23 protein-coding genes are annotated in these 22689 nt (G+C 68.1%); 12 read left to right on the forward strand and 11 right to left on the reverse strand.

Annotated features, from left to right (window positions below; translation table 11 throughout):
* The 3 genes from VKP62_13635 to VKP62_13645 form a co-directional block, all read right to left on the reverse strand.
* Nucleotides 1–1133: lipocalin-like domain-containing protein (locus tag VKP62_13635; protein ID MEB3198237.1), on the reverse strand; the 1133-nt coding region annotated here is incomplete at its 3' end.
* Nucleotides 1126–3735, reverse strand: coding sequence for an ABC transporter permease (locus tag VKP62_13640; protein ID MEB3198238.1), 2610 nt, complete (start codon nt 3733–3735; stop codon nt 1126–1128). The genes VKP62_13635 and VKP62_13640, both read right to left, overlap by 8 nt.
* Nucleotides 3732–4457: an ABC transporter ATP-binding protein gene (locus tag VKP62_13645; GenBank protein ID MEB3198239.1), complete on the reverse strand. Its 726-nt coding sequence runs from the start codon at nt 4455–4457 to the stop codon at nt 3732–3734. The genes VKP62_13640 and VKP62_13645 overlap by 4 nt, the downstream gene beginning before the upstream one ends.
* Before the next feature lie 161 nt (nt 4458–4618).
* Between VKP62_13645 and VKP62_13650 the strand changes: the two genes are divergently transcribed.
* Together VKP62_13650 and VKP62_13655 are read left to right on the forward strand one after the other, a co-directional pair.
* Nucleotides 4619–5371 carry a DUF561 domain-containing protein gene (locus VKP62_13650; GenBank protein MEB3198240.1) on the forward strand — a complete coding sequence of 251 codons (753 nt, stop codon included), beginning with the start codon at nt 4619–4621 and terminating at the stop codon, nt 5369–5371.
* Nucleotides 5372–5573: 202 nt separating this feature from the next.
* On the forward strand, nt 5574–6386 hold the full coding sequence (locus tag VKP62_13655; GenBank protein MEB3198241.1) for a hypothetical protein: 813 nt from the start codon (nt 5574–5576) through the stop codon (nt 6384–6386).
* 6 nt (nt 6387–6392) lie between these two features.
* Here the strand turns inward: VKP62_13655 and VKP62_13660 are convergent, their stop codons facing one another.
* The 3 genes from VKP62_13660 to VKP62_13670 form a co-directional block, all read right to left on the reverse strand.
* A complete protein-coding gene (locus VKP62_13660) occupies nt 6393–7568 on the reverse strand; it encodes a hypothetical protein (GenBank protein MEB3198242.1) in 1176 nt (391 codons plus the stop codon).
* Nucleotides 7569–7670: 102 nt separating this feature from the next.
* Nucleotides 7671–8723, reverse strand: a complete 1053-nt coding sequence (locus tag VKP62_13665) for a UTP--glucose-1-phosphate uridylyltransferase (GenBank protein ID MEB3198243.1) — start codon at nt 8721–8723, stop codon at nt 7671–7673.
* 79 nt (nt 8724–8802) lie between these two features.
* Nucleotides 8803–9612, reverse strand: coding sequence for a hypothetical protein (locus VKP62_13670; protein ID MEB3198244.1), 810 nt, complete (start codon nt 9610–9612; stop codon nt 8803–8805).
* 283 nt (nt 9613–9895) lie between these two features.
* On the opposite strand from VKP62_13670, the gene VKP62_13675 reads away from it, so the two are divergent.
* From VKP62_13675 to VKP62_13690, 4 genes are all read left to right on the forward strand, one after another.
* Entirely contained in the window at nt 9896–10240 is a 345-nt protein-coding gene (locus VKP62_13675) for a histidine triad nucleotide-binding protein (protein MEB3198245.1), read from the forward strand.
* A 69-nt stretch (nt 10241–10309) separates the two neighbouring features.
* Nucleotides 10310–11629 carry a carboxypeptidase-like regulatory domain-containing protein gene (locus tag VKP62_13680; GenBank protein MEB3198246.1) on the forward strand — a complete coding sequence of 440 codons (1320 nt, stop codon included), beginning with the start codon at nt 10310–10312 and terminating at the stop codon, nt 11627–11629.
* Nucleotides 11626–12927, forward strand: coding sequence for a S8 family serine peptidase (locus tag VKP62_13685; protein MEB3198247.1), 1302 nt, complete (start codon nt 11626–11628; stop codon nt 12925–12927). The genes VKP62_13680 and VKP62_13685 overlap by 4 nt, the downstream gene beginning before the upstream one ends.
* Complete coding sequence (locus tag VKP62_13690; protein MEB3198248.1) at nt 12924–13946, forward strand: asparaginase; 1023 nt, start codon at nt 12924–12926, stop codon at nt 13944–13946. The genes VKP62_13685 and VKP62_13690 overlap by 4 nt, the downstream gene beginning before the upstream one ends.
* A 64-nt stretch (nt 13947–14010) precedes the next feature.
* Here VKP62_13690 and VKP62_13695 read toward each other — a convergent pair whose 3' ends face one another.
* Nucleotides 14011–14307, reverse strand: a complete 297-nt coding sequence (locus VKP62_13695; GenBank protein ID MEB3198249.1) for a hypothetical protein — start codon at nt 14305–14307, stop codon at nt 14011–14013.
* Nucleotides 14308–14407: 100 nt separating this feature from the next.
* On the opposite strand from VKP62_13695, the gene rnhA reads away from it, so the two are divergent.
* Complete coding sequence (gene rnhA / locus VKP62_13700; GenBank protein MEB3198250.1) at nt 14408–14866, forward strand: ribonuclease HI; 459 nt, start codon at nt 14408–14410, stop codon at nt 14864–14866.
* A gap of 75 nt (nt 14867–14941) precedes the next feature.
* Here the strand turns inward: rnhA and VKP62_13705 are convergent, their stop codons facing one another.
* Nucleotides 14942–16048 (reverse strand): phosphatidylserine/phosphatidylglycerophosphate/cardiolipin synthase family protein, encoded by a 1107-nt coding sequence (locus tag VKP62_13705; GenBank protein ID MEB3198251.1) that lies wholly within the window; start codon nt 16046–16048, stop codon nt 14942–14944.
* Between the two features lie 413 nt (nt 16049–16461).
* Nucleotides 16462–16824 (reverse strand): hypothetical protein, encoded by a 363-nt coding sequence (locus tag VKP62_13710; GenBank protein MEB3198252.1) that lies wholly within the window; start codon nt 16822–16824, stop codon nt 16462–16464.
* A gap of 146 nt (nt 16825–16970) precedes the next feature.
* On the opposite strand from VKP62_13710, the gene VKP62_13715 reads away from it, so the two are divergent.
* Nucleotides 16971–17735: an MBL fold metallo-hydrolase gene (locus tag VKP62_13715; GenBank protein MEB3198253.1), complete on the forward strand. Its 765-nt coding sequence runs from the start codon at nt 16971–16973 to the stop codon at nt 17733–17735.
* Nucleotides 17726–18457 carry a M50 family metallopeptidase gene (locus VKP62_13720; protein ID MEB3198254.1) on the forward strand — a complete coding sequence of 244 codons (732 nt, stop codon included), beginning with the start codon at nt 17726–17728 and terminating at the stop codon, nt 18455–18457. The genes VKP62_13715 and VKP62_13720 overlap by 10 nt, the downstream gene beginning before the upstream one ends.
* A gap of 109 nt (nt 18458–18566) precedes the next feature.
* Here the strand turns inward: VKP62_13720 and tsaD are convergent, their stop codons facing one another.
* Both tsaD and VKP62_13730 read right to left on the reverse strand, forming a co-directional pair.
* A complete protein-coding gene (tsaD, locus tag VKP62_13725; GenBank protein ID MEB3198255.1) occupies nt 18567–19592 on the reverse strand; it encodes a tRNA (adenosine(37)-N6)-threonylcarbamoyltransferase complex transferase subunit TsaD in 1026 nt (341 codons plus the stop codon).
* Nucleotides 19593–20504 carry a DUF697 domain-containing protein gene (locus tag VKP62_13730; GenBank protein ID MEB3198256.1) on the reverse strand — a complete coding sequence of 304 codons (912 nt, stop codon included), beginning with the start codon at nt 20502–20504 and terminating at the stop codon, nt 19593–19595. It lies immediately after the preceding gene.
* Nucleotides 20505–20634: 130 nt separating this feature from the next.
* Here VKP62_13730 and VKP62_13735 point away from each other — a divergent pair, with 130 nt between their 5' ends.
* Genes VKP62_13735 through VKP62_13745 form a run of 3 tightly spaced genes read left to right on the forward strand, consistent with a single transcriptional unit; the run spans nt 20635 to nt 22433 of the window.
* Nucleotides 20635–20982 (forward strand): STAS domain-containing protein, encoded by a 348-nt coding sequence (locus tag VKP62_13735; protein ID MEB3198257.1) that lies wholly within the window; start codon nt 20635–20637, stop codon nt 20980–20982.
* A gap of 15 nt (nt 20983–20997) precedes the next feature.
* Nucleotides 20998–21459: an ATP-binding protein gene (locus VKP62_13740; GenBank protein MEB3198258.1), complete on the forward strand. Its 462-nt coding sequence runs from the start codon at nt 20998–21000 to the stop codon at nt 21457–21459.
* Entirely contained in the window at nt 21456–22433 is a 978-nt protein-coding gene (locus VKP62_13745; GenBank protein MEB3198259.1) for a polyprenyl synthetase family protein, read from the forward strand. Before VKP62_13740 ends, VKP62_13745 begins: the two co-directional genes overlap by 4 nt.
* Nucleotides 22434–22689: the final 256 nt, after the last annotated feature.

Here is a 22689-nt window from a genome sequence, read left to right on the forward strand (position 1 = left end):
CGGGCGTAGCCCGTGAGTTCAACGTAACCTTCTCCACCGAGGGGCTTCCCCCGCCGGGTGCCGCTGGCCTTCACGCTGCCCTCCCAGTAGGTTTCTCCCGTCGACCCAGGCGTTTGCCATTCCTGGCCTTCGAAGGCCGGGGTGACCGTGAGGTCGAGGTCTTCCTCCGGGACCCGCAGCTGCCAGCCGAGCGGATAAACGCCTCCCGTGGCCGGGCTTTTCCAGCGGCCGGTGGGCTGAATCGCAAAAGCTTTCAGCGGAAGATGGCGAGCGGGCCCCGTGGCGGGCACCCAGGTTCCGGACGATTGCGGGACGGGCGAGCCATCCGTGCGCCGCAGCTGATAGAGCATGAGTTCCGACCCATCCGACAGTTGCAGGCTGAACCAGTCCCAGCCGGCTTCCAGGCGTCCCATCTGGTTGGACCCGAACTCGTGGTCCATCCAGGATTGCCCGGTCACCGCAAGCGTTTCGCCGGCCACCGTGAGCGTGCCCTGGGTGTCCAACCGGGTCAGCGAGTAGTAATGCGACGAACAGGTCGGGCAGTCCGACTTCCGGCTCACCCCCTGCTGGCCGTGAATCACCACGGGCTTGCGCGGCGTGAGGGTCAGCGCCAGCTGCTGCCGGCCATCCTGGGCGGCGAGGCGATGGGCCGAACCGGCCAGCGAGGCGCGCCAGCCGCCCAGAAAGACGTCGTAGGCCCCCGCCTGGGCCCCCGCCAGCCCCACTCCCCCGCGCTGCAGGCGTTCTGCCGTCAAAAAGCGTGAGGTTTGCAAATCCGAAACGGCGAAGTGCGCCAGCATCACGCCGTCCGATCGCCACGGCGAAACGGCCGCGCCCAGCTGGAGACCCGGCACCGTCCCAACCCGGAAGAAGGTCAGCTGGTAGCCGAAGGCCCGCCCGTCCGCCGCCCGCAGGTGCCCCGTGTAGTACCACCATTCAGTCCGGAAATCCGGGTGGGCCGCGTGATCCCGGGGAAAGGCAAAACGGTAGCCCGGCAAGGCAGGACGGAAGGCCTCTGCCGCCACCGGCGTCGCCAATGCCAGCGTGGCCAGGCCGCAAGCCAGGCGGAGGGCAGTGGTGCCGATGCGGGCCAGGCCGCTCGAGGCTGTAGGGGCAGGATCCAACCTACTCATCGCGCATTGCCTCCGCCAGGCGGGCCCGCGCCGCCGAATGCGCCGGCAGCCAGCCCGCCAGCACCGCCGCCCCCACCACGGCCGCCACCGTGCCCGCCACGAAGCCCCAAGGAATGGCGAAGCCGACGCTCCAGCCGAACGACTGCCGGTTGATCACCTCGATCAGCAGCAGCGCCAGCATGCCGCCGCCCAGCAGGCCGAGCCCGGCTCCGGCCAGGCCGATCAGACCGGCCTCGGTCATGACCATGGCCGCCACTTGCCGCCGGAGCAGCCCGATCTGGCGCTGGATCGCAATCTCGCGGCTGCGCTCCAGCACCAATGCCGCCAGCGTGCCGGCCACCCCGAGCAGGGACACCGTGATGCTGACGGCGTGCAAGGCATAGGTGATGGCGAAGGTGTCGTCGAAGACCTTCATCACCTGCTGCCGCACCGCTTCCGAGGCCACCAGCGTGACGGGGCGCGCGCCCAAGGCGGTTTGCAGATGCCCGCGCAGCGCCTCGCGGTCCGTCTCGGGGGCCGCGTAGACGGCGATGTCGGTGATGGCGTCGTCCCGCCACCAGCGCTGGTAGGTCTGGCGGTCCATCAGGACATAGCCCTGGTCCGAGGAGTAATCGTGGTAGACGGCCAGCACGCGAAACGGACGAACCCCGAGCGGCGTGGGCAGCAGCAGGTCCTCCCCCGGGTCAACGCCGTGCTTGATCGAGAGCGCCTCGGAGACCAGCACCCGGTCGGTACCGACGCAGGCCGCAAACAGGCCCCGCGGGTCACCCGGGTCGCGCAACACCATCGAGCCGTGCCGCGCCAGCACGTCCATGTCGGCCCCGCCCAGCCGGATCGCCACCCCGGCGTAGGGCAAGACGCGCTCACGGAAGGCTTCCACATCGACCACGCCCGGCACGCGACGCAGGATGGCGGGCAGGCTCGGGTCGAGCGTGGCGATCGCCCCGAAGCCCGAGGTCGTGCCGGCCGCCGCCGGGTTCACGTAGTACGCCCCCGGCAAGGTCGTTTCAATCCAGGCCGTGACCGTCCCACGGAACGAGCCCACCATGGTGGCCACCCCCACGGTCATGGCCGCGCCGACCATCAGGGCCGCTACGGCCACGCCGTTGCGCCCCACCGCGCGTCGGAAGTTGCGCACCCCCAGCAGGACGGGGGCCGACAGCCGGCCGCCCGCAGTCAGGCGCTCGACGGCCCAGGACAGGCCTTCCACCGTCAGGGGCGCCCAGAAAGAGGTTCCCAGCACCAGCAAGGCCGCGGCGAGGTAGCCGCCCCAGGGCGGGCCGCCGTGCGCGGGCACGCTGGCAGCCGCCGCGGCCAGGGCCACCAGGCCCACCCCGACCAGCGCCCAGCGCCCGCTGCGCCCGCGCTGGCGGGCCTCCCAGGAGCCCGCCCGCATGGCCAGGGCCGGGGAGGTTCCGGCCGCTTCCAGCGCCGGGGCCAACGCCGCCACCAGGGACAACGTCACGCCGGCCACCCAGCCGATCGCAAAGGGCAGCGGGTCCCAGGCCACCGCCTGGGCACTGGTGTCGACGTACAGCGCATCGACCGTCTGGCTCACCGCGGCGACGGCCCCGCGCGCGAGCACGCTGCCCAAGCCCAGCCCCAGCAGGCCCCCCAGGCTGCCGACCAGCACGGCCTCCAGCGCAAAGATGCCGAAAATCTGCCGTCTGAGCGCCCCCACCGCGCGCATCATGGCGACCTCGCGGCGCCGCTGCACGACGGAAATGGAGACGGCGTTGTAGATCAGGTAAGCCCCGACCACCAGCGCCACGAACGAAAGCGCCATCAGGTTCATCCGAAACGAGGCCAGCATGCGCTCGGCCGAGCGGGTCGCGTCGGCCGGGTCGGCCAGGCTGACCCCCGGCAGGCGCAGGCCTTCGAACGCTTGGCGCAGTTCCGCCGCTGTCACGCCCTCACGCGGCGTGAGGTCGATGCGGTCGAGCGAGGCCGTCCGGCCGGTCAGTTCCTGCAGCGCGGCCACATCGAGAAACGCGATCCAGGGGTCGAGCCCCGCCGTGTCCGGCCCGCCCGGCAACACGCCCAGCACGGGCAGGTCGACGCGCCGATCGTTGACCAGCACCCCGAGGCGACGCCCCTCCGACAGCGCCAGCTTGCGGGCGGCTTCCTGGGTGATCCAGAGGCCATTCGGCCAGCCCTGGTCCAGCGCGGGGGCCGCCCGCACGCCGCCTGCCGCGGCCTGGGCGTAGCCGCGAAAGGCGCCGGGGGCCAGCAGGTCAACGCCCACCAGGCGAAGCGGCCGCCTCGCGGCATCGGCCGTCACGGCGGCCGCTTCCAGCACCGGGCTGAGCACGGCCAGGTCGACCAGCGGACGCAGGCGCGGCACCAGGGTCTGAGGCACCTCGCCCCCCGGCTGCACCACCTGCCAGACGGCGGGCCCGGCCACCGCGCGGGTCGTGCGGGCAAAGGCGTCGAGGGCCGTACCGTTGGCCAGCTGGACCGCCACCGCCACCGCCACGCCAAGCGCCACGCCCAGCAAGGTCAGGGCCGAGCGCAGGCGATGGCGGGTCAGGTGGCGCCAGAACAGCGCCAGCAGCAGCAAGCCGGGAATGCGCAGGCGCCCCTGCAAGGCGGGCTGACTCACGCCGCGGGCCCTCCATCCGCCACGATCCGCCCGTCGCGGAGGCGCACCACGCGATGGCAGACCGCCGCGGCCTCGGGGGCGTGAGTGGCCAGCAGGATGGTCTGACCGTGCTCGGCGTTAAGTTGTCGGAAGATCGCCAGCACGGCTTCCCCGCTGAGCGAATCCAGGCTGCCGGTCGGCTCATCGGCGATCAGCAGGGCCGGGGTGTGGACGATCGCCCGGGCGATGGCCACGCGCTGCATCTGTCCCCCGCTCAGCTGGTGCGGGTAGCGTTCGTGCAGGCTCTCCAGGCCCACCTGCGCCAGCACCCGCGCGACGGCGGTCCGCACCGCGGCCCGTGAAATTCCGGCCAACACCAGCGGCAAGGCCACGTTTTCAGCCGCCGTCAAGGTCGGCAGCAGGTTGAAAAACTGGGAGACGAAGCCGATCTGCCGGCGACGCAACAGCGTCAGCTCGTTGTCGGAGAGCCGGGCCGTCTCGCGCCCGGCGACCCACACCTCTCCACCGTCCGGAGTATCCAGCAGCCCCGCCAGGTGCAGCAGCGTGCTCTTGCCGCACCCACTCGGCCCCATCAGGGCCACCATCTCACCGGCCGCGACCGCGAGGTCGACCCCGTCCAGGGCCGGTCGGGCGCCGCCGGCCTCCGCCGCCTGGTCGTAGCGTCTGGAAGCCCCGCGCAGGAGCAGAACAGGGGAGCGGTTCGCCGCCTCGGGGGAGTTCATTGCAGGCACCTCAGGATCCCACCCGCGGGCCGGCCTCATCATACGCCGCGCGCGAGACAACCAACAAGCGGCTTGTAAGTCCCCCCGGGCGCCACTATAATGGGCGCGCTTTCCCGCCGGGTCGACCCCGTCGCCGCCGGCCACCCTTGAGGAGCTGCTTCATGAATCATCGCCACGTCCTTCACACCGCCCTCATCGAACGCAACCTGTTCAAGGTGATCGCAGGCATCACCAACTTTGACCGCGAGCGGGTGGTGGCCATCGCCCGGGCCGCTGAAGCGGGCGGCGCCCAGGCCGTGGACATCGCGGCCGACGTGAGCCTGATCGACGCGGTGAAGGCAGCGACCAATCTGGTGGTCTTCGTGTCGTCGACCGACCCGCAGGCCCTGATTGCCTGCGCCGACAAGGCGGACGTGCTGGAACTCGGCAATTTCGATGCCCTCTACAAGCAGGGGGTGCACCCCTCCGCCGCGCAGATCCTCGACTGGGCGCGCACGGTCCAGGCGGCCGTGGGCGACCGCACGCCGCTGTGCGTGACGGTGTCGGGCTACCTGCCGATCGCCGAGCAGAAGGCGCTGGCGTTGGAACTGGAGCATCTTGGCGTGGCCATGCTGCAGACCGAAGGTCAGGTCGGCCCGCAAGCCGAAGACACCTTCTCGGCGCTGTCCGGGGCGGTCGCGGCCCTGGGCAACACCGCCGAGATCCGGCAGGTGGTCTCGCTGCCACTGCTGCTGGCGGGTGGCTTCACGCGTCACTCGGCCGCCTTCGCGCTGGGCGCCGGGGCCGATGCGCTGGGCGTGGGGCAGGCAATCACCGCTCACGCGGACCCGGCCCGGATGCTGGACGAGGTACGCGCCATCTCCGCCGCGCTCGCCACCACTCGGGCCGCCGGCCGTGGGCTGGCCGCGGTCTAGCACGACGCTTCCTTTCTCCCAGGGGATAACCCCGCTGCACGCCTCCCGGTCACGGGGGGCGCGCTTGCTTTTGGGGCGCTGTCACCCGCGCCGGGTAAACTTGTCGCAGAAGATGTCGAAACCCACCATGATCACTGACGCGCCGTCGCCGACGGGCGATCTTTGAGATATGTCGTCGAATCGCACCGGAAAGGCCCGCACGATGCGCCCTGGATTCTTCGCCGCCACCGCCGCCGCCTGGTTGCTGCTCGCCCAGGCGGCCTCGGCCGTGCCCGTGCAGATCAAGGTGCAGAGCCCCCTGGGGCCGATCGCTCCGGGCGTGCCCGTGGTGGTGTTCTCCTACGACGTGGAGCGGACCTTCCCGGGCATCGAGGCGGCCTGGAACAAGACGCGTCCGGCGCCGCCCGTGCCTAACAAGAACTTCAGACCGCTGGCCCCGCTGCAACCCGTCAAGAGCTTCTTCCTGCTGCAGGCGCTCGAACTGGAAAAATACCGGGAAAATTTCGCCCTGGCTCACCGGGATGACCCCGCCCTGGTCAAGGAGTTTCTGCCGCGCTTCGATGAGGTCTACAAGAAGTTCGGTGACACGCCCAGCGAGTTTGCCCGCGGCCTGATCAACACCGAGGACGGCCGTCAGATCTGGTGCCAGCAGGTGACCACGGAACTGAACCGGATCATCAACGACTACAACGCTCGCAACGGGGTCGGCGAGGCCGCGCTGGACACTTACAAAAAATATTACGCCCGCTGGCTCGGCAAGCGCACGCAGAGTCTCCAGGCGGCGGCCGTGGCCGCGGGGGGCAACCCGAACCTCAACTTCGTCGAGAGCGTGGCCGGGGAAGCCGGTGTGGCGGCCTTCGACCTGCCGCCTGGCATGTGGTACATCGCCGCCCAGAACGAGGGGTTCAGCTGGTACCGCCCCATGCGCGTCACCAATCTGGGGGGCCGCGTCTCCCTGCTGGCCAGTGACGCGTCTCGCCGCCGCCTGCCGATCGCCGACTGGGTCGGACTCTGAGCGTTATCAGGGCGTGAGGACGACCCGGCCGCGTTCCGCGTGGACCGCGCGCAACGGCGGCATCACGATCGAGCCGGCCTCCTTCAAGTTCAGCGCGAAGGACTCGCCGCGAGGATGCAGCCCCGAAATGCCCCGCATCGCGTCGCGCACCTGACTCTCGCCGACGTTCAGGCCGGCCACCCGCACCTGATGGGGCGTCAGCCAGAGCTCCCCGTTGGACGCGCGAGAGAAGGCGATGCGGAACGAGACGGCCACCGGAAAGCCCAGCAAGTCCTTGGTGCCCTGCACCACCATATCGGTGCCCTGGAGCGAAACGGCCTCCACGCTGAAGCCTGCGCCGCCAGCGGAAGCGAAGCGTTTGGCCAGCAACGCCTCCGGCAGGATCACCTGGCCCCGGGAGACATCCCCCACCCCTTCCAGGTCCCACAGATTCAAGCTGAACGGATCCTGCGGCGTGCTATCGGTGATGACCACCTCGGCATGACGGATAATGCCCGTCTCAAGCGCCGCCTCGCCCTGCACCTTGACCTCGGCGTAATTCGCCGTGTGACGGCGCTGCGCCGGAGCCAGGTCGCGGTCGGGCTGGCCCCCGAAAACCACCGACATGGCCCCGGGGGCGATCGCCAGGCCGGCCAGCTCGCCGGCGAAACTGTCGAGGCGTCGCAGGTCCAGCTGCACGCTGCCCTGCGGCCCCATGCGCCAGAGCCCCGTGGAGCCCTGGGGCAGCCAGCGGGTCAGATCGACTTTCAGCCAACGCAGCGGGGCCGCGATCGGCAGACCAAACACGCGCAGCGACTCGGGACGGACGTCCACGGTGTGGCGATCGCGAGCGCTCAGCTTCAGGCGGGCCGAGAGGCGTAGCGGCACAGGCCCCATGCGAGCCCAGAGCGAGACGCCGAGGCGATCGCCGGCCAACAACCGCACGCGGGGACGCCGCACGGCCTGCTCAGGCCGGCTGGCCAGCGCGTGGTTCAGCCAGGCGTTCAGGTTGGCCTCATCCAGGTCGACGCGCCCCGCCTTCACGCGCAGGTGGTAACTGCCGAAGGACCACAGGTCCAGTGGATCGTACGGGGTGTGGTCAGTCAGCGTGGCCGTGAGGTACGGCAGCCCCACCGCCGCCACCCCGGGCACGGTGTAACGCAGGTTGCGACCATTGATGTAGGTGACATTGCTCAGCGGCACGCGGCTCCCCCTCTCCCAACAAGGAGGGTATCGGGCGCCGATGCCGAAAAATGGTAAAGAAGTGGTTATTAAATCATCATGAGATGATGAAAATATTTTCCCTCATCCGCCCATACGCGCGGTAAGCAGTGCGGCGACGCCCGGCACGTCCGACACGTTCTTCACCGGCAGGAAGCGTTCCGCCCGCGTGACCTGCACGAAGCGGGTCGTGAGCAGGGTCGAGAGGTCGCCCGCCAGGTGCTCGAACTGCACGACCTTCTCGCCGCGCACGGTCTTCTCCACCACGTACCAGGGGAGCGCCAGCTCGCGCTTCAGCGCCTCGGCTGAAAACACGTAGTTGGCCGTGTTGAAGACCGCGATCCGGCTCTGGTCGAAGTCCGGCGGGAAGGCAAAGCCCTCGACCAGCTGGGTGCGGCCCGCCACACGTGCCGGCGCCCCGCCCTGGTCGCCGGGGTTCTTGGGCGCCACCTCGACCGTCATCTCCTGGCCGGACAGCACGTGGCCCCCGAGGATCACCGGGTCGACCGTGGCGCCGAGGTTGTCCACATTCGAGAAACAGAGGTAACGTCCGCCGCCGGCGAGGAAGGCCTGCAGCAGACCGCTCTCGCGCAGGGCATAGGGAAAGTCGCCGTGTCCGGGCGCGGCCAGACTGGGCTGACCGCCTTCCTCGAAACGGCCCCCCGAGGGCGCCAGCCGGGGCATCTGGTACTGCTGAAAGCGGAACACCCGGGAGGGGGGCAGACCAAAGTGGTCATGCTCGGCCAGGTGAGCGGCGATCGCCCCGTCGGTGGCGAAACTGGTCATGATGAAAACCGGCACCGGCACGCCGAGCGCGCGCACCGCCTCAAGCTTGAGGGCCAGAAAACTATGCCCGTTCCAGATCGGGTAAAGCCCCTTGGGCTTGTCATACTGAAAGCGAGTCGCCATGCCTCCCGCCAGGATCACGACGCCCACCTGTCCGGCGCGCAAGGCCGCGAGCCCGGCCTCCCGTTGCGCCTCCCAGGCCGCGCTGCCCGGCTCCGGTGGCGGGAGAATGTCAGCGGCGAGGGGCGGCTCGACGGGCCCTGCCAGCACGTTGGTCGCCAGAGACAGCGTGCCGGCCTGGTAGCGCGCCGCCAGGGCGTCAAAGACTTGATCAATGGTCGCCTGATTCATGGATGGCATCCTACCCTGGCGAGCCGCGCTTGCTCAAGCTGTCCCGTGACGGCCGTCAAGGCAGGCAGAGCATCCCCGCTCACAGCGGAAAGACACGAAAGTTTTGAAAATGCAGAAAATTGCCGTTGGAGACGAGCGCGACCCGCGGGCCGCAATCGGCCAGCATCGGCACCGCCAGGCGCCCCAGCTCCGCGCCATCGTGCCAGAGGCGCAGGATCTTGGCCTGGGTGTCGACCTCGGCCGACCATGCAACGGGATCGCCGACGCGGAGTTCGCGGGGCAACGCCCGCTTTAACAGACAGCGTTCGGGCGGCCAGGCCGTGCCGGGCAGTTGCCCCTCCACCGCCCAAACCTCCAGCGAGAGGGGCTTGGCCACCACCAGCAGGTAGTGCGTCTCATCGAGAAAATAGGGAGCAAAGCCCAGAATGCCCAGGGGCGCGCCCACCATGTCGGGATACTGCGCGGCAGGCTGATAGCCCCAGACCGTGACATCGGCCCGATAGTGGGCCGGGGCGAGACCGTCCGCTGTCCCGAAGTCATCCCCAACATAGGTGCGGAAACTCAAGGCCGGCCGCAGCGCGCCCTGACGTTGCGCCAGATAGCCGCCCTGGGGCAGCCAGCTGCCGCTGAAGAAGCGCCCCGTCGCACGATTCTCTGGTGAGGACGGGTCCCGAAACGGCAAAGCGTCGGGCGGCGCCTGAAAACTGCTTGTCGCAGGGCTCGCCACGCCTGCCGGCAGCGGTGGCCCCTCGGGCAGGGCCAGGGGGTTGGTGCCCAGTCCGGGCGGAGCCGTCGGACCGACGGACAAGGCAGACTCCACGGAGGTGGCAGAGGGGCCACAGGCCAGCAGGAGAGCAGCCAGCCCCCCGGCCAATAGCGTCTTTTCCACACCTGAACACAACGTCCGCAATCGGAACCCCCTCGCACCCGACGGTGCCGCCTGACTCGGCGAACCTGAAACAGGCTAATCCGAGCGAGCCCGCCGACGCACCGCCGGAACGCCCAACGGGACTCGGCCAAACCCGCCAGCGGGCACCCGCCCGATGCTGAGCGTTCCATGGCCGGTCGCGCGGCACCGGGAGCCCGTTGGGCGTCTGGCCCGGGTCGGCCGGTTGACGGCGGTGGTTCGCAGGGTCTATAGATCGCCGGTTGAGGCAAGGGAGGACCGTGCGGTGGCCAGCTGTTTGTTTTGCCGGATCGTGGCGGGGGAGATCCCCGCGCAAATCGTCCACCAGGACGAATGGACCCTGGCCTTCCGCGACATTGCGCCGCAGGCCCCCGTCCACGTGCTGGTGATTCCCAAGCGCCACCTCGCGGCGTTCGACCAGCTGACTCCGGCGGATGGGGAACTGCTGGCGGCCCTGGCGAACACCGCCAATCGCGTCGCCCGGGACACCGGCGTGGCCGAGAGCGGGTTCCGGCTGGTCTGCAACAACGGCCGCGACGGCGGGCAGTCGGTGGACCACCTGCACTGGCACGTGCTGGGTGGGCGCGCGCTGCAGTGGCCGCCCGGTTGACCCTCCGATCGTGAACACGGGCGTGGCCGTCCCTGGCGCGCTGGCTGCCTGCGGGTATAAGGCGGGCACATGCGTCCGCTTCCGATGGCGCTGCGGCCAGCGCTCCCCCTCGTGATGACCTCTGCCCTGTGCGGCTGTGACCTGGCCCTGGCCAGTGTGCTGTCGCCAGGCCTGGGGCGCCCCATGACCGGACGGGTGCTGGACGCGCGCACCAAGCTACCGGTCGGCGGCGCCACCGTGCTGGCCGGGCTGGGCAGCACCGTGACGGATGCCGCGGGCCAGTTCCGCCTGTTCGGCAACTTCGCCAGCGATGAGATCTCGATCGCACGCGCTGGCTACGTGGCGCTGACGCAGGGCGGCCTCTCGCTGGACGCGGCCAGCGACTTGCAGTTCGAACTGGAGCCCCTCTTCACGCCCAGTAGCGGGCTGCCCATGCGCTTCTTGCAACTCAACGGCGCCGTGCGCGGCCTGAGCACCCCCGCCACCCCCGCGCTGGTGTCCCTGGGAGGGGTCTCGACCGGGGTCTCCAACGGGCTGTACGCCCTGGAATACAAGGCCCCGGCGCCCGGGCGAATTCTCACGGCCGTGCTGGCCTGGGGCAGCCTGAGCGCGCCCTACGCGGAGGGCGTCGCGGTCCCGCAGGCCTTTCACTTCCTGGACTTCGCCTACCAGGTGGGGTCCTGGCGCCTGGGCGACACGATTCCCGAGGCCGCACAGGAGCAGATGCTGCAGATTGCCCCCCAGGTCCCGATCCAGCCGGTGCGCGTGCAGTTCTCCAACCTGGGAAATTTTCGTAACGTCCAGACCGAGGTGGCGCTCGACTTCGGCGCGCTCGGCTACGTGCCGGTCGCCCGCAGCCTGGCGAGCAATCAGACCCTGCCCGTGCCGGCCCTGAGCGGACTGAAATACGTCGTGCAAGGCGAGGCGATCGACGCGAGCGGCAAGCAGAGCAGCAGCGTCTCGATCACCACGAATGACCCGGGCAAAGCCAGCCTTCCGCTGCTGCCGCTGCCGAAAATCGAAGGCCCGGCCAACGGGGCCAGCGGGGTGGGGCAGCGCCCTACCTTTCGCTGGACCGCGATTCCGCACGAGGTGAGCTACGAGTTGACCCTGCGCGAGGTCGGCGAGGGCAAGGCCAAATGGATTGGCCGCACGTCCTACTCCCAGATCACCTATCCCGGCTTCGCCCTGAATGACATCAACGGCGGTGCGCTGCGGCCTGAGCGAAAATACACGTGGAGCCTGCGCGCGGTGGAATTGCTCGAGGAGACTGAACTTCCCGATACGCCGAGTTTCAGGCTGACTGCAGCCGAGGCGAAAGTGCCGATGAGGCCGTTCCGGACGCGCAAGCGGGAGGTGGAGATTCGCGAAATGGGCTTCGCCTTATGAGTCGCCGCGCGCGTCGAGCCCTGCCGGCCGCGGCCTGGCTGCTGGGGGCAGCGGCGCTGCTGGGGGCCTGCCGGGTGGCCCAGCTGGCCGAGCCTCCGGGGACCGCGCCCGCGCGCGACTGGCGCCGTGGCGAGATCGTGGTGACCTGGACGGAGGCCCCCGCAAGCGAGCAGGTGCGCCTGCACGCCGAGCGACTCGGGGGCCAGGTGCTGGCAGTGGAGGGGCAGCGGGCGCTCTTGCGCGTGCCGGCTGGCCAGGAGCTTCGAGCCTGTGTGGAACTGCGCGCGGCCGACCCCAGTGTTCGGCACGCCGAGCCGAATCGCGTCGTGCGCAGCCAGCACGTCGGCACCCTGCGCCCGCTCGCGCGGCGCCTGCAGGCCCTGCCGAATGATGAGGCCTTCGGTCGCGGCTCGCCGGTGCCGGGCCAGGCCGTCACCTGGGGGCTCTCGGCGATACGCGCCGAGGCGGCCTGGGAGGTCAGCACCGGCGATCCGGGCATCCTGGTGGCGGTGATCGACACGGGCGTCGACATGGCCCATCCCGACCTGGCCACCAACCTGGACCGCAGCGGTGCGCGCAACTTCGTGGAAGCTGGTCGCCCGCCCGATGACGACTTCGGGCACGGCACGCACGTGGCGGGCATCATCGCAGCCGTCGGCAACAACTCGCAAGGCGCGGCTGGGGTGGCCTTTCGCACCAAGGTGCTGCCCCTGCGGGTGCTGGGCGTGGATGGTTCCGGCAGCACCTGGAACACGGTGGCCGCGCTGGACTATGCGGTGGCCCGGAAGGCCTCGGTGATCAATCTCAGCCTGGGTTCCTCGGAACGCAGCGACGTCGAGGAAGAGGCGATCCAACGGGCCATTCAAGCCGGGGCGGTGGTGGTGGCCGCCGCCGGCAATGAGGCCACGGACGGCAACTACCTGGAATACCCGGCCTCCTATCCCGGCGTGGTCAGCGTGGCAGCGATTGGCCCGGACCTGAAACGGGCCCCCTTCTCAAACTTCAACAGCTGGGTCACGCTGTCCGCGCCCGGCGTGGATGTTTTCTCGACCATCCCGACCCAGTTCAGTCCGGGCGTCCCCTATGGTTACATGAGCGGCACCAGCATGGCCGCGCCCATGGTGGCCGGCGCGGCCGCCCTGTTATTTGCGGTATATCCGCGCTGGACACCTGCCCAGGTGGTGGAGCGGCTGCGCCGGAGTGCCAGAGAACTGACGCCCCAGGGGGATCCGGTGGCCGGCTTCGACGTGTTTTTTGGCGCAGGCTTGCTGGACGTGGGAAAGGCCTTGGGGAAATGACACCAGACCGTCAGGATGATAGGGCCCCCTGGGGCGAACCGCTCGCCAGCGTCTGGCGCAGCGACGAACTGGAGTCCGTTCATCTGGGGCACCTGGTCGTGCTGGACGAGGCCGGCCACGTCAGGGTGTCGCGCGGGCACGTCGAGACGCCGATCTGGGTGCGCTCGGCGATCAAGCCGGTGCAGGCACTGCCGCTCTGGCTGACGGGCGCGGCCGACGCCCTGGGCTTGGAGGAGGCCCAGCTCGCGGTGACGATGGCCTCCCATTCGGGCCAATCAACCCACCGGGAGGCCGTGGCGGGTTTGCTGGCCGCGGCCGGCCTGGAGGCCGAGCAGCTGGGCTGCGGGCGGCACACGCCCTACAACGACGAGGTCGCCACGCAGTTGCTGCGCCAGGGGCAGACCCCGGACCTGCTGCATTGCAACTGTTCCGGCAAGCACGCCGGGATGCTGGCGGTCTGCCGCCACATGGGCTGGGACCTGGCCAGCTACCGCGACCCGCAACACCCCTTGCAAGAGATGATTCGCGACCTGCTGGCCGTGTTCGCCGGTGTGCATCGAGAGACGATCGGTCACGGCGTGGATGGCTGTGGCGCCCCCGTCTGGCGCTTGCCGCTGATCGGGCTCGCCCGCGCCTACCACCGCCTGTGCCGACCCGAAGGGCTGCCGGACGAGCTGGCCCAGGTGGCCCGCCGAGCGGCCGCGGTGTTTGCGGCGCATCCGCTGGCGATCGCCGGAAGCGGACGCCTGGACACCGCGCTGGTCGAGGCCGGGGCCGGTCGCCTGCTGGCCAAGATCGGCGGCGAGGCCGTTCACGCCGGTGGCTGGATTGGCCCGGGCCAGGCCTGGGCCCTCAAGATCGGGGACGGCAACAAGCGGGCGATCGGGCCAGCGCTGGCACGCGCGATGGCACTGGCAGGGGCTCCCCTGCCGAGCTCCGCGACGCTGGAAGGCCACCTGAACCCGCCGGTCGACAACAACCACGGCACCATCGTGGGCGCGGTCAGGGCAGCCTGGTAGCTCGCAACCGGACCGGAGCGATTCGGTATTACACCGTCTCGCTCAACGCGAACCGAAATGGGGCTTACAGGCCAAAACCCACCCGGCCCTTGGGCTTGGCGTCCTCAGGCTTGCGGGCGCGCCGGAAAACGTAAAGCGGGGCGGCCGCAACCAGGACCCAACCTTCTTGGCCCAGCTGATTGAGGCGCTGCTTCAGCGCCTCGGACTTCTCGCCGGCCAGGTCGAGCACTTCGTACTCCATCGGCGGGTTCAGGCGGTCCTCACCGGCTTTGGCCGCCACCACGGGCGCCCGCAGGCTGATCGACTCTTCGTCCTCGTCGTGGCTGACGGGCGAAACCGGCTTGGTCAGGAATTCAGACATGGTCAAGCACCCTCCTGTGTGGGCGTCATTATAGCAGACCCCTGGCCGAACACCGGGTATGATGGCGGGGCAATCCCCGCGTACAAGCAAGGCAACTCTCGTGACCCCCACCACCGAAGTCACCCTCTACAGCGATGGCTGTGCCCTGAACAATCCCGGGCCGGGTGGCTGGGCCGCGATCCTGGTATTCAAGGGCGTGGAGAAGGAAGTGACGGGGGGCGAGGTGCAGTCCACCAACAATCGCGCCGAGCTGATGGCCGTGATCAGTGGGTTGCAGGCCTTGAAACGCCCCTGCAAGGTTCACGTGGTCACCGACAGCCAGTACGTGATTCGGGGCATGACCGAATGGCTCCCCGGCTGGATCCGGCGCGGCTGGCGCAATGCGGAGGGCGAGCCGGTGAAGAATCGCGAGCTATGGGAACGCCTCAGTGAGGCCGCCGCCCCGCATCGCCTGAGCTGGGAATGGGTCAAGGGCCATGCCGGCCACCCTTACAACGAACGGTGCGACCGCCTTGCCAAGGCCGAGGCCCAGCTCCAGAAGGCGAGTGCCGTCTCCTGAAAGCGGGATCGCCCTGCCGGCAATCAGCGTAGCCAGCTGACGGCGAGCGGCTCCGCCCGCGCACTCGGATGAAGCTCAGCGTCCTGAAGGGGCTCTGACACTATCCTGCCGGCGGCCGACCGCATCCGGACTGTCGGCATCGGGCTCCCGGGCCTGCAGCCAGTCTTGCTGCCAGACCTCCCGCAAGGTGGCGATCGCCCCGCTGTCATCGAGCATCATGCCCAATTCCCGATTCAGGTCCAGGGAATTGGTCGAGAAGTTGATCGAGCCCACGTAGGCGGTCTGCCCATCGGCCACAATGTACTTGGCGTGCAGGTAAGGCTTGCTCTGGCTACGGGTCGGCACGCCGTTCGCGATCAACGTCCGGGCCGCAGGCAAGTTGGCCGGCACCTTCTTCACCCCGCCGACCAGCACGCGAACATCGACCCCGGCGCGCCGCTTCTCGATCAAGGTTGCCACCACCTCCGGATCGCTGATGACCTCCACACCCACCAGCAACTCGCGCTGAGCCTGGTTCATCAGACCCAGAATGCGCCACCGCGCATTGGTCGGGCTGACGACCAGATCCGGATCCGTGGGCAGGTAGCTCTGTCGGTTCCAATCCGCAATGAAGATCCGGCGCAATTCAGCCACGTCCGACTGGGAGCGGTTGATCACGGCGAACTCCCGATTGGTCTCGGTGGCGGCGCGGGTCAGGTTGTAGGTCAGCACGTAGGCGGTCTCGCCATCCACCAGCATGGTCTTGGCGTGGGTCAGGGTGAAGCTCGGATTGGTCCAGGCCACCTCGACCCCTGACTCCTGCAGGTTGGCCGCCACCGCCTTGTTGCCCGACAACGCCCCACCCGGATTGCCCGGATTGTAGGGACTTTCCTCCAGCAACACCCGCACGTCGATGCCACGCGCGGCCGCCCGACGCAGGGCCTCGATCACTTCGGCATCCGTCAGCATGTAAATCTGCAGCCAGACGCTGTGGGCGGCGCCGTCAATCGCCGAGACGATTGGCGCCGTCCCGGCCTCGGGCTGCTTCAGAATGGAGATGTGCCCTGGCGCGTGCATCTTGGCCGCCACAGGGCGGACCGGAATGCGAGGCGCATAGGCAGCTCCCGCGCCCCCTGACCGGCCACACCCGAGCAGACACAGCGCATAGAGCAGAATACAAGCGGTCAGATGGATGCGGCGCAAGTAGAAGGTTCCTCTCACACGATCCGTTATCCGCTCTCCCCCGCAAAACTTGCCCAGAGTGCCATCGCCCAACCCCGCATCAGGACTGCCGATCAGGCGAAACCCCGGGATTTAATAGAGATTTAATCCAACAATTATTAAATCTCCATTAACCGCCAAACACTGACCAGGACGTGACAAGCGCACACAGAAACCCTCAATCCAGCCTGGGGTCTTACGTTCCCATATTAAAAAACTGAAGAATGTTGTTTGGAGACCAATCCAGGCCAAATCCAAGCCTGTTCAAGCCTGTCCTGCTGCCCTTTTGTAAAATCGTTTAAGGGATAGTTAATTTGAGACCAAGACGGAGATGGGTTACACATGAAAGCCTTGAGGTGCATTTCGGCGGCACGCCGAGTTTGGAAGAGGGTTTTTCAATGAAGAAATTTGCTCTGCTGGCTGCGGTCGCGTTTGCCGCCCTGGTCGCGTCGCCCGCGCTGGCCTGCCCCGTCAACGGTGGCGGCGGCTGCGGCGGCGGAAACGGTGGCGACCACCTCGCCGCCGGGTGCCCGCACGGCGGCAACGGTGGTGGCAATGGCGGCGGCTGCCCCGGCGGCGGCCAGCTGGCTGCCGGCTGCCCGCATGGCGGCAACGGCGGCGGCAATGGCGGTGGCTGCCCCGGCGGTGGCCAGCTGGCTGCCGGTTGCCCGCACGGCGGCAACGGTGGCGGCAACGGCGGCGGCTGCCCCGGCGGCAACGGCCTGGCGGCCTGAAGCCGCGCTCGGTTGACCGACCACTCCCTCCAAGCCCGACCCAATCTGGGTCGGGCTTTTTTTGGGATCCCTCGCCCCCCGCGCGGATGGTACAATGCCTGTCCGTTGTGCCGCCTTCCATCGACATACCCGGAAGGCGGTGACCCAGGCGATCCTGACCTAGTGCTCCCATGTCTGCCAGCTACTCTCTGACTTTCCTGGGTGTGGGCGCCGGCCTCAGCCCCGAACTCGGGAACAACAACGTGCTCATTGAGCAGGCGGACGGCCCCGCCCACCTGCTGGTCGATTGTGGCCCTGTCACGGCCCAGCTACTCAAGGCGTCGGGCCGCTTGCCCGATATTCGCCACGCCGTGCTGACCCACGTGCACGATGATCACGTGGGGGGGCTGCAACTGTGGGCACAACTCAACCGCTACGTCTACCGCCATCGCCCCACCTTGTGGTACCCGGAAGCCCTCTGGGACGAATTGTGGGAGGGAACCCTGCGAGGGGGGTTGGAGCGCGTCAACGCGGCAGATGGAATGGCCGGCACCGCTGGTCTCGACGCCTACTTCGATTTGCGTCCGCTGAAGCCGGGGGAATCACTGGCGCTGCCAGGCTTGCCCGCGCTGACCATGCGCCCCACCGTTCATGTGCCGGGCAAGCCTTGCTTTGGATTTTACCTGGGTCGGGACGTGTACTATTCGTCCGACTCCCAGCTGATGCCGCCATTCGAAGGGATCGACGGCGCCCCGCTGCGGGCCATCTTTCAGGATTGCCAGCTGTTCGACTCGCCGTATGCGGTTCACACGTCCTTCAACACCCTGGTCCGCGACCTGCCGGACCATCTCAAGCCGATCACCCGCCTGATGCACTACAACGAACCGCCCAGCCTGGATGCTCAGGCTGAGGGTTTCTGGGGCTTCGTGCCGCGTCACGAAAAACTATGGCTCTGAGCCTGGAGGACGAGGCGTCCGGGGGGCTGGTCGGTGAAATCCAACGCCACGCGCTCTGGGTCGCGGGGCTGGCCACGCTGGCCATGACGCTTTTGCACCTCAATCTGTGGATCGACCAGATCTTTGTGACCTTCATCCACGAGGCTTGCCACGGTCTGGCAGCGGTGCTGACGGGGGGCACCCTGGTCTCCCTGGCCGTCGAGGCGGACACGAGCGGGCGGGCCCTCACCCAGGGCGGCTTTCGCCCGCTGATTCTGGTGGCCGGCTATGCCGGCAGCTGCGTGTGGGGGGCGGCCCTGTTGCTGGCCTCCCGACTTCGTGGCGCCGAACGGTTGGTCTGCTGGTCGCTGGCCCTCTTTCTGGGGGGAATCACTGTCTTCTACGTGCGCAACCCGTTTGGCTTTGCGGCCGGATTGGCCCTGGCCGCGGGCTTCGGCTTCGTTGCCCGGCGCGGAGCGGGCTGGCAGCTGTCATTGTTGCTGGCCTTCCTGGCCCTGCGCAGCTTGCTGGCATCCTTTGAAGACCTGTGGACCCTGATTCGAGCGGCTGGCGGCCCCGCGATCACGGATGCCGACCTGATGAGCCGAGAGCTCACCCTGGGACTGGTCCCCCCGATCATCTTCGCGGGAATCATCAGTGCGGTCTCGGTTGTCTGCGGATTGGCGGTGCTTCAGCTGGCCTGGCGCCTCAGCCGACCGGAAGTCGACCAGACCGAATCGTAGGGTAGATCAAGCACGCGCTCTTCCAGATCGCCAACGGTGCATTGTTGATCCTCGGCGTGGTGAACATTCTCGGGCTCCTGTTCGGAGGACGCGAAAGCCTGGCGGCGGGCTAACGAGCGAGCGAGGCCAGCTCGAGACGCGCCTGGGGTGGAAGCGACAAGGGATGACGCACGCCGGCCCGCAGCAGATCGTGCGCCAAGCCGGCGATCATGGCCGCGTTGTCCGTACAGAGCGACAGCGGTGGCAGACAGAGCCGCTTGCCACGGGCCGCACAGGCCTCGGTCAGGGCTGCGCGCAGGGCACTGTTGGCCGCCACCCCGCCGGCCAGCGCCAGGGTATCGAGTCCCTCCGCATCGGCAGCCGCCACGCTCTTGGCCACCAGCACGTCAACGACGGCTGCCTGGAAGCTGGCTGCCACATCCGCCTGGTTGACCGCAAGCCCCATCAAGGTGTGTTGCTCGATCGCGCGTCGAACGGCCGTCTTGAGGCCGCTCAGGCTGAAGCGATAGCCCGGCTCGTGCAACAAGGCTCGCGGAAAGGCATAGGCACGTGGATTACCGTTCTGTGCCAGACGGTCGAGCACCGGGCCTCCGGGGTAGGGCAGGCCCAGCAAGCGAGCCACCTTGTCATACGCCTCGCCCACGGCATCGTCGATGGTCTGCCCCAGCGTCGTGAAGCGGTCGGGCCCGTCGACCCGCACCAACGCGGTATGCCCCCCTGAGACCAGCAAACACAGAAAGGGCGGCGTGAGCGTGGAATCCGCCATGACGTTGGCCCAGATGTGGGCCGCCAGATGATGCACGCCCACGAAGGGGATGCCCAGGGCCCACGCGGCACTCTTGGCACCGACCAGGCCCACCAGCAAGGCGCCGAGCAGACCGGGCGCGTGGGTGGCCGCCACCGCCGTCAGCTCACCCGGCGCGACGCCGGCCTCCTCGAACGCCTGAGCCATCAGCGGATTCAGGGTGAGAATATGCTGGCGCGAAGCCACCTCAGGCACCACCCCCCCGAAGCGGCGATGGACCTCGACCTGAGAGGAGACCAGGTTGACCAGCACCTCGCGGCCATCGCGCACGATCGCCACCGAGGTCTCATCGCAGCTGCTTTCGACGCCCAAGATCAGCGAGCTGTCCACTCATCCACCCCGCTCAGCCGGAGCGACGACCGTGGCTTGGGCCTCGATCACCGGACGTCCGTCAGCCCCGAGGGTGGCCACCGGCGCTTCCGAGGGGGAGGTCCGCTTGAAGTACGTCACGGCCGCCTTGCCCATCGCCAGCGTGCCGGCATAGCCAAGCCCGCCGGCAACCAGCCAGCCTGGGCCCGGAATCAGCTTGGCCGCCTGTCGGGCCACGGTGCGCAACGCGAGGCCTCCCCCCACCACCGCCAGGACCTCCTTGAGGCGTTCCGGGGTCATGGGCTGGTCGTGGATGGCGGCCAGGCGCAACACCATCTTGACCTGGTTAATGGTCATCACCGGCATATCAGCGCCAGGAACCGGGATCAAGCCCACCATGGCATTTTGCTGGGAGGTGCTGACGATTTCGAGTTGGGTGGCTTCCTCCCTCAGAAAGGGAAACTGGCGAGCCAGGGACAGCGCTTGGTCGGGGAAGGATTGCAGGATCCGCTTGGCCAGGTCCTTGCGCAGTGCCACCATGGTGGTGGAGGCCACCACCCGCTCCGCCCGGATACCGATGTTGGCCGCGACCTCTCGCCGTCGCGTAGGCAGCGACTCGGCCGGGACCTCAGGCAAAAGGACCAGCAGAGCCTCCGGCGGCAGGCGACGGATGGCGGCCAGGTCAGCCCCGTCCGGTCCATGGGTCGCGGGCGCCAGGACCAGGTGGACATCGGCTTCGGGCGGAGCGGTGTCCGACAGTTCCAGCACCCTCAGCGCCCGCGCGGAGGCGCGACCCTCTTGGAAAAGGGTTTTCAGGGCCTCTCGGTCGGGTCCAAGCGTCGCGTAGAGGTTCACCGGGACCTGACGCTCGGCCATCCCTGACATTTCTCGCCAGATGGACCAGAGATCGTGAATCTGGGGAGGCAGGGCCATCGTCAAAATCCTCAGACTCGGGGAGCGCGGCGTTCATGTTACCACGCAGGTTTGATGGAGCCGGGCTGCTGGGGTATGAAACGCTCATCGCCCCCCAACCAACACGTGGAAAGTGTTTTTCAAAGCCACCATGCTCACCTTCAACGAGCTTCAAGCTGTTCACGCACGGATTCTGGCGGTGGCCGGCAAGATCGATGCCAGGACCATGACCGACTTCGAGTCCGGTATTCGAGCCGCCCTGGACGCCGGTCATGTCAATCTGGTGCTCGACTTCAGCGAGGTTCCCTTCATCAGCAGCGCGGGCCTTGGCGTCCTGATGTCCTTCATCGAGGAGGTCCGCGGCAACGGAGGAGACCTCCACCTGGCCCGCGTCCAGACCGAAGTGTTCCGGATCTTCGACATGCTCGATTTCACCACGCTGTTCCAATTCTTCGATTCTGTCGAAGCGGCCGTCGAGGCCTTCGCCCCGCCGGCGTGACGGGCGAGAGGGATTGTGAGTCACGACGACGTTCACGCGATTCGCTTGAATAGCAGCCTGGACCACGTGGGCGTGGCGCGAGACTTTGTCGCGGAAATTGCCAAGGCAGTTCCGATGACGGCCCGCGAGGTTTACGACCTCGAGTTGGTGGTCGATGAGGCCGTGACCAACGTGATCGAACATGGCTATGCCGGGCGCGACGATGCCAGCGTGGAAATCGCCGTCGCCCTGGACGATGGCCATTTCACCATCCTGATCACCCACGACGGCCTGGCCTTCGACCCGGCCTCCCACCCCGACGTCGACCTGAAGGCCTATATCACCGAACGGCGCGTCGGGGGCCTGGGGCTGTTTCTGATGAAAAAACTGCTGGATGAGGTGGAGTATTCGACGGCGGCCGACGGACGACGTCAGATTCGGATGATGAAGAAACGCCAGACGAATCCGCTCGCGCCTGACGACGGGCGCCCCTCATGACCGGTCCGGCTGGGGCGAATTCGCCCGCGCGCCAGGAACGGGTCCTGGATTGGGTAAACGCGGCGCTCGCGGAGGCCTGTGAAGAACATCCGCACCTGCGCGCCGGCCTTGAGAAGGCCCTGACGGGCGCCAGAAGAGCCGCGAAGGAGGAAGGGTGGCCACCGCTGTGGTTGCCCCTGCGCGTCGGCACGGCCCTCGATTTGGCGCCCCAACGGCTCGAGCCATTGGGGGCGGCTTGTGTGCTCTACTTTGCCGCGGCCGATATCGTGGATGACGCCCAGGATGGTCACCTCGATCCCGCGCAGTGGACCGATTGGCGTTTGGCCGTCTCGGCCGGCCTGACCCTGCTCTTTCTGGCGCAGCAGCTGGCGCTGGCAGCCAGTCCCCCGACCGAGATGGCTCGGGTGGCATCGGCCTTCGGACGCTCTGGGGTCCAGATGAGCCTTGGTCAGTGCCTCGACCTGTCCCAGCACGTCCCCCTTCAGCAGATGGGATCGGAGGAACAATTCCTCTCGTGCGTCCGGTTGAAGACGGGCGCCTCCCTGGCCCTGTATGCCTCCTTGCCCGCCCTCTGCGCCGGGGCGCGGGCTGAAACGGTCGACGCGCTGAGTGCGTGGGGGGAAGCGGTCGGCGCCGCCCTCCAACTCAGCAGCGACGTGGCCGACTTGCTGAGCCCGACTGGCCGCGACCGCGCCGCTGGACGCGCCACCCTGCCGATTCAACGCGCGTGGAGCCGCTTGTCGGCGGCTGATCGGGTCCACCTCGAAGCCGCCTGGCAGGGGCGTCCGGAGGCGCCGTCGCTGGACTTTCTGCTGCAGCGAACTGGGGCCCTGGCCTATGTTCGGGCGCGCATCGGGGCCCTGAAGCTGGAGGCCAAGGAGGCGATCGCCACACCGGGCTTCCCCGTGAGTCTGGCGGAAGACCTGATGCAGTGGGTCGACCGCGCGGGCACAAACCAGACCCGCGCGCTGTAGGGCAGGCATGAATTTCGGTAAGACGATGGATTTCTGTATGACGATGGATTTCTGTAAGACGATGGATTTCTGTAAGACGATGAATTCTGTATTAAGGAACCGTTTAAGGCAACAAGCTTGGGCCACCTGCCACGACAAAACGGGTCAGGTCCCGCGAGGAAGGCCGACGCCGAGACCTCAATTCGCCAGACGGGAGCGACCAGCATGACCCCAGATGGGCTTCACCAGGTGGGGGCCCCCCCACCGAAACCCTTTG

Source organism: Candidatus Sericytochromatia bacterium, assembly GCA_035285325.1.
Lineage (GTDB): Bacteria > Cyanobacteriota > Sericytochromatia > S15B-MN24 > JAQBPE01 > JAYKJB01.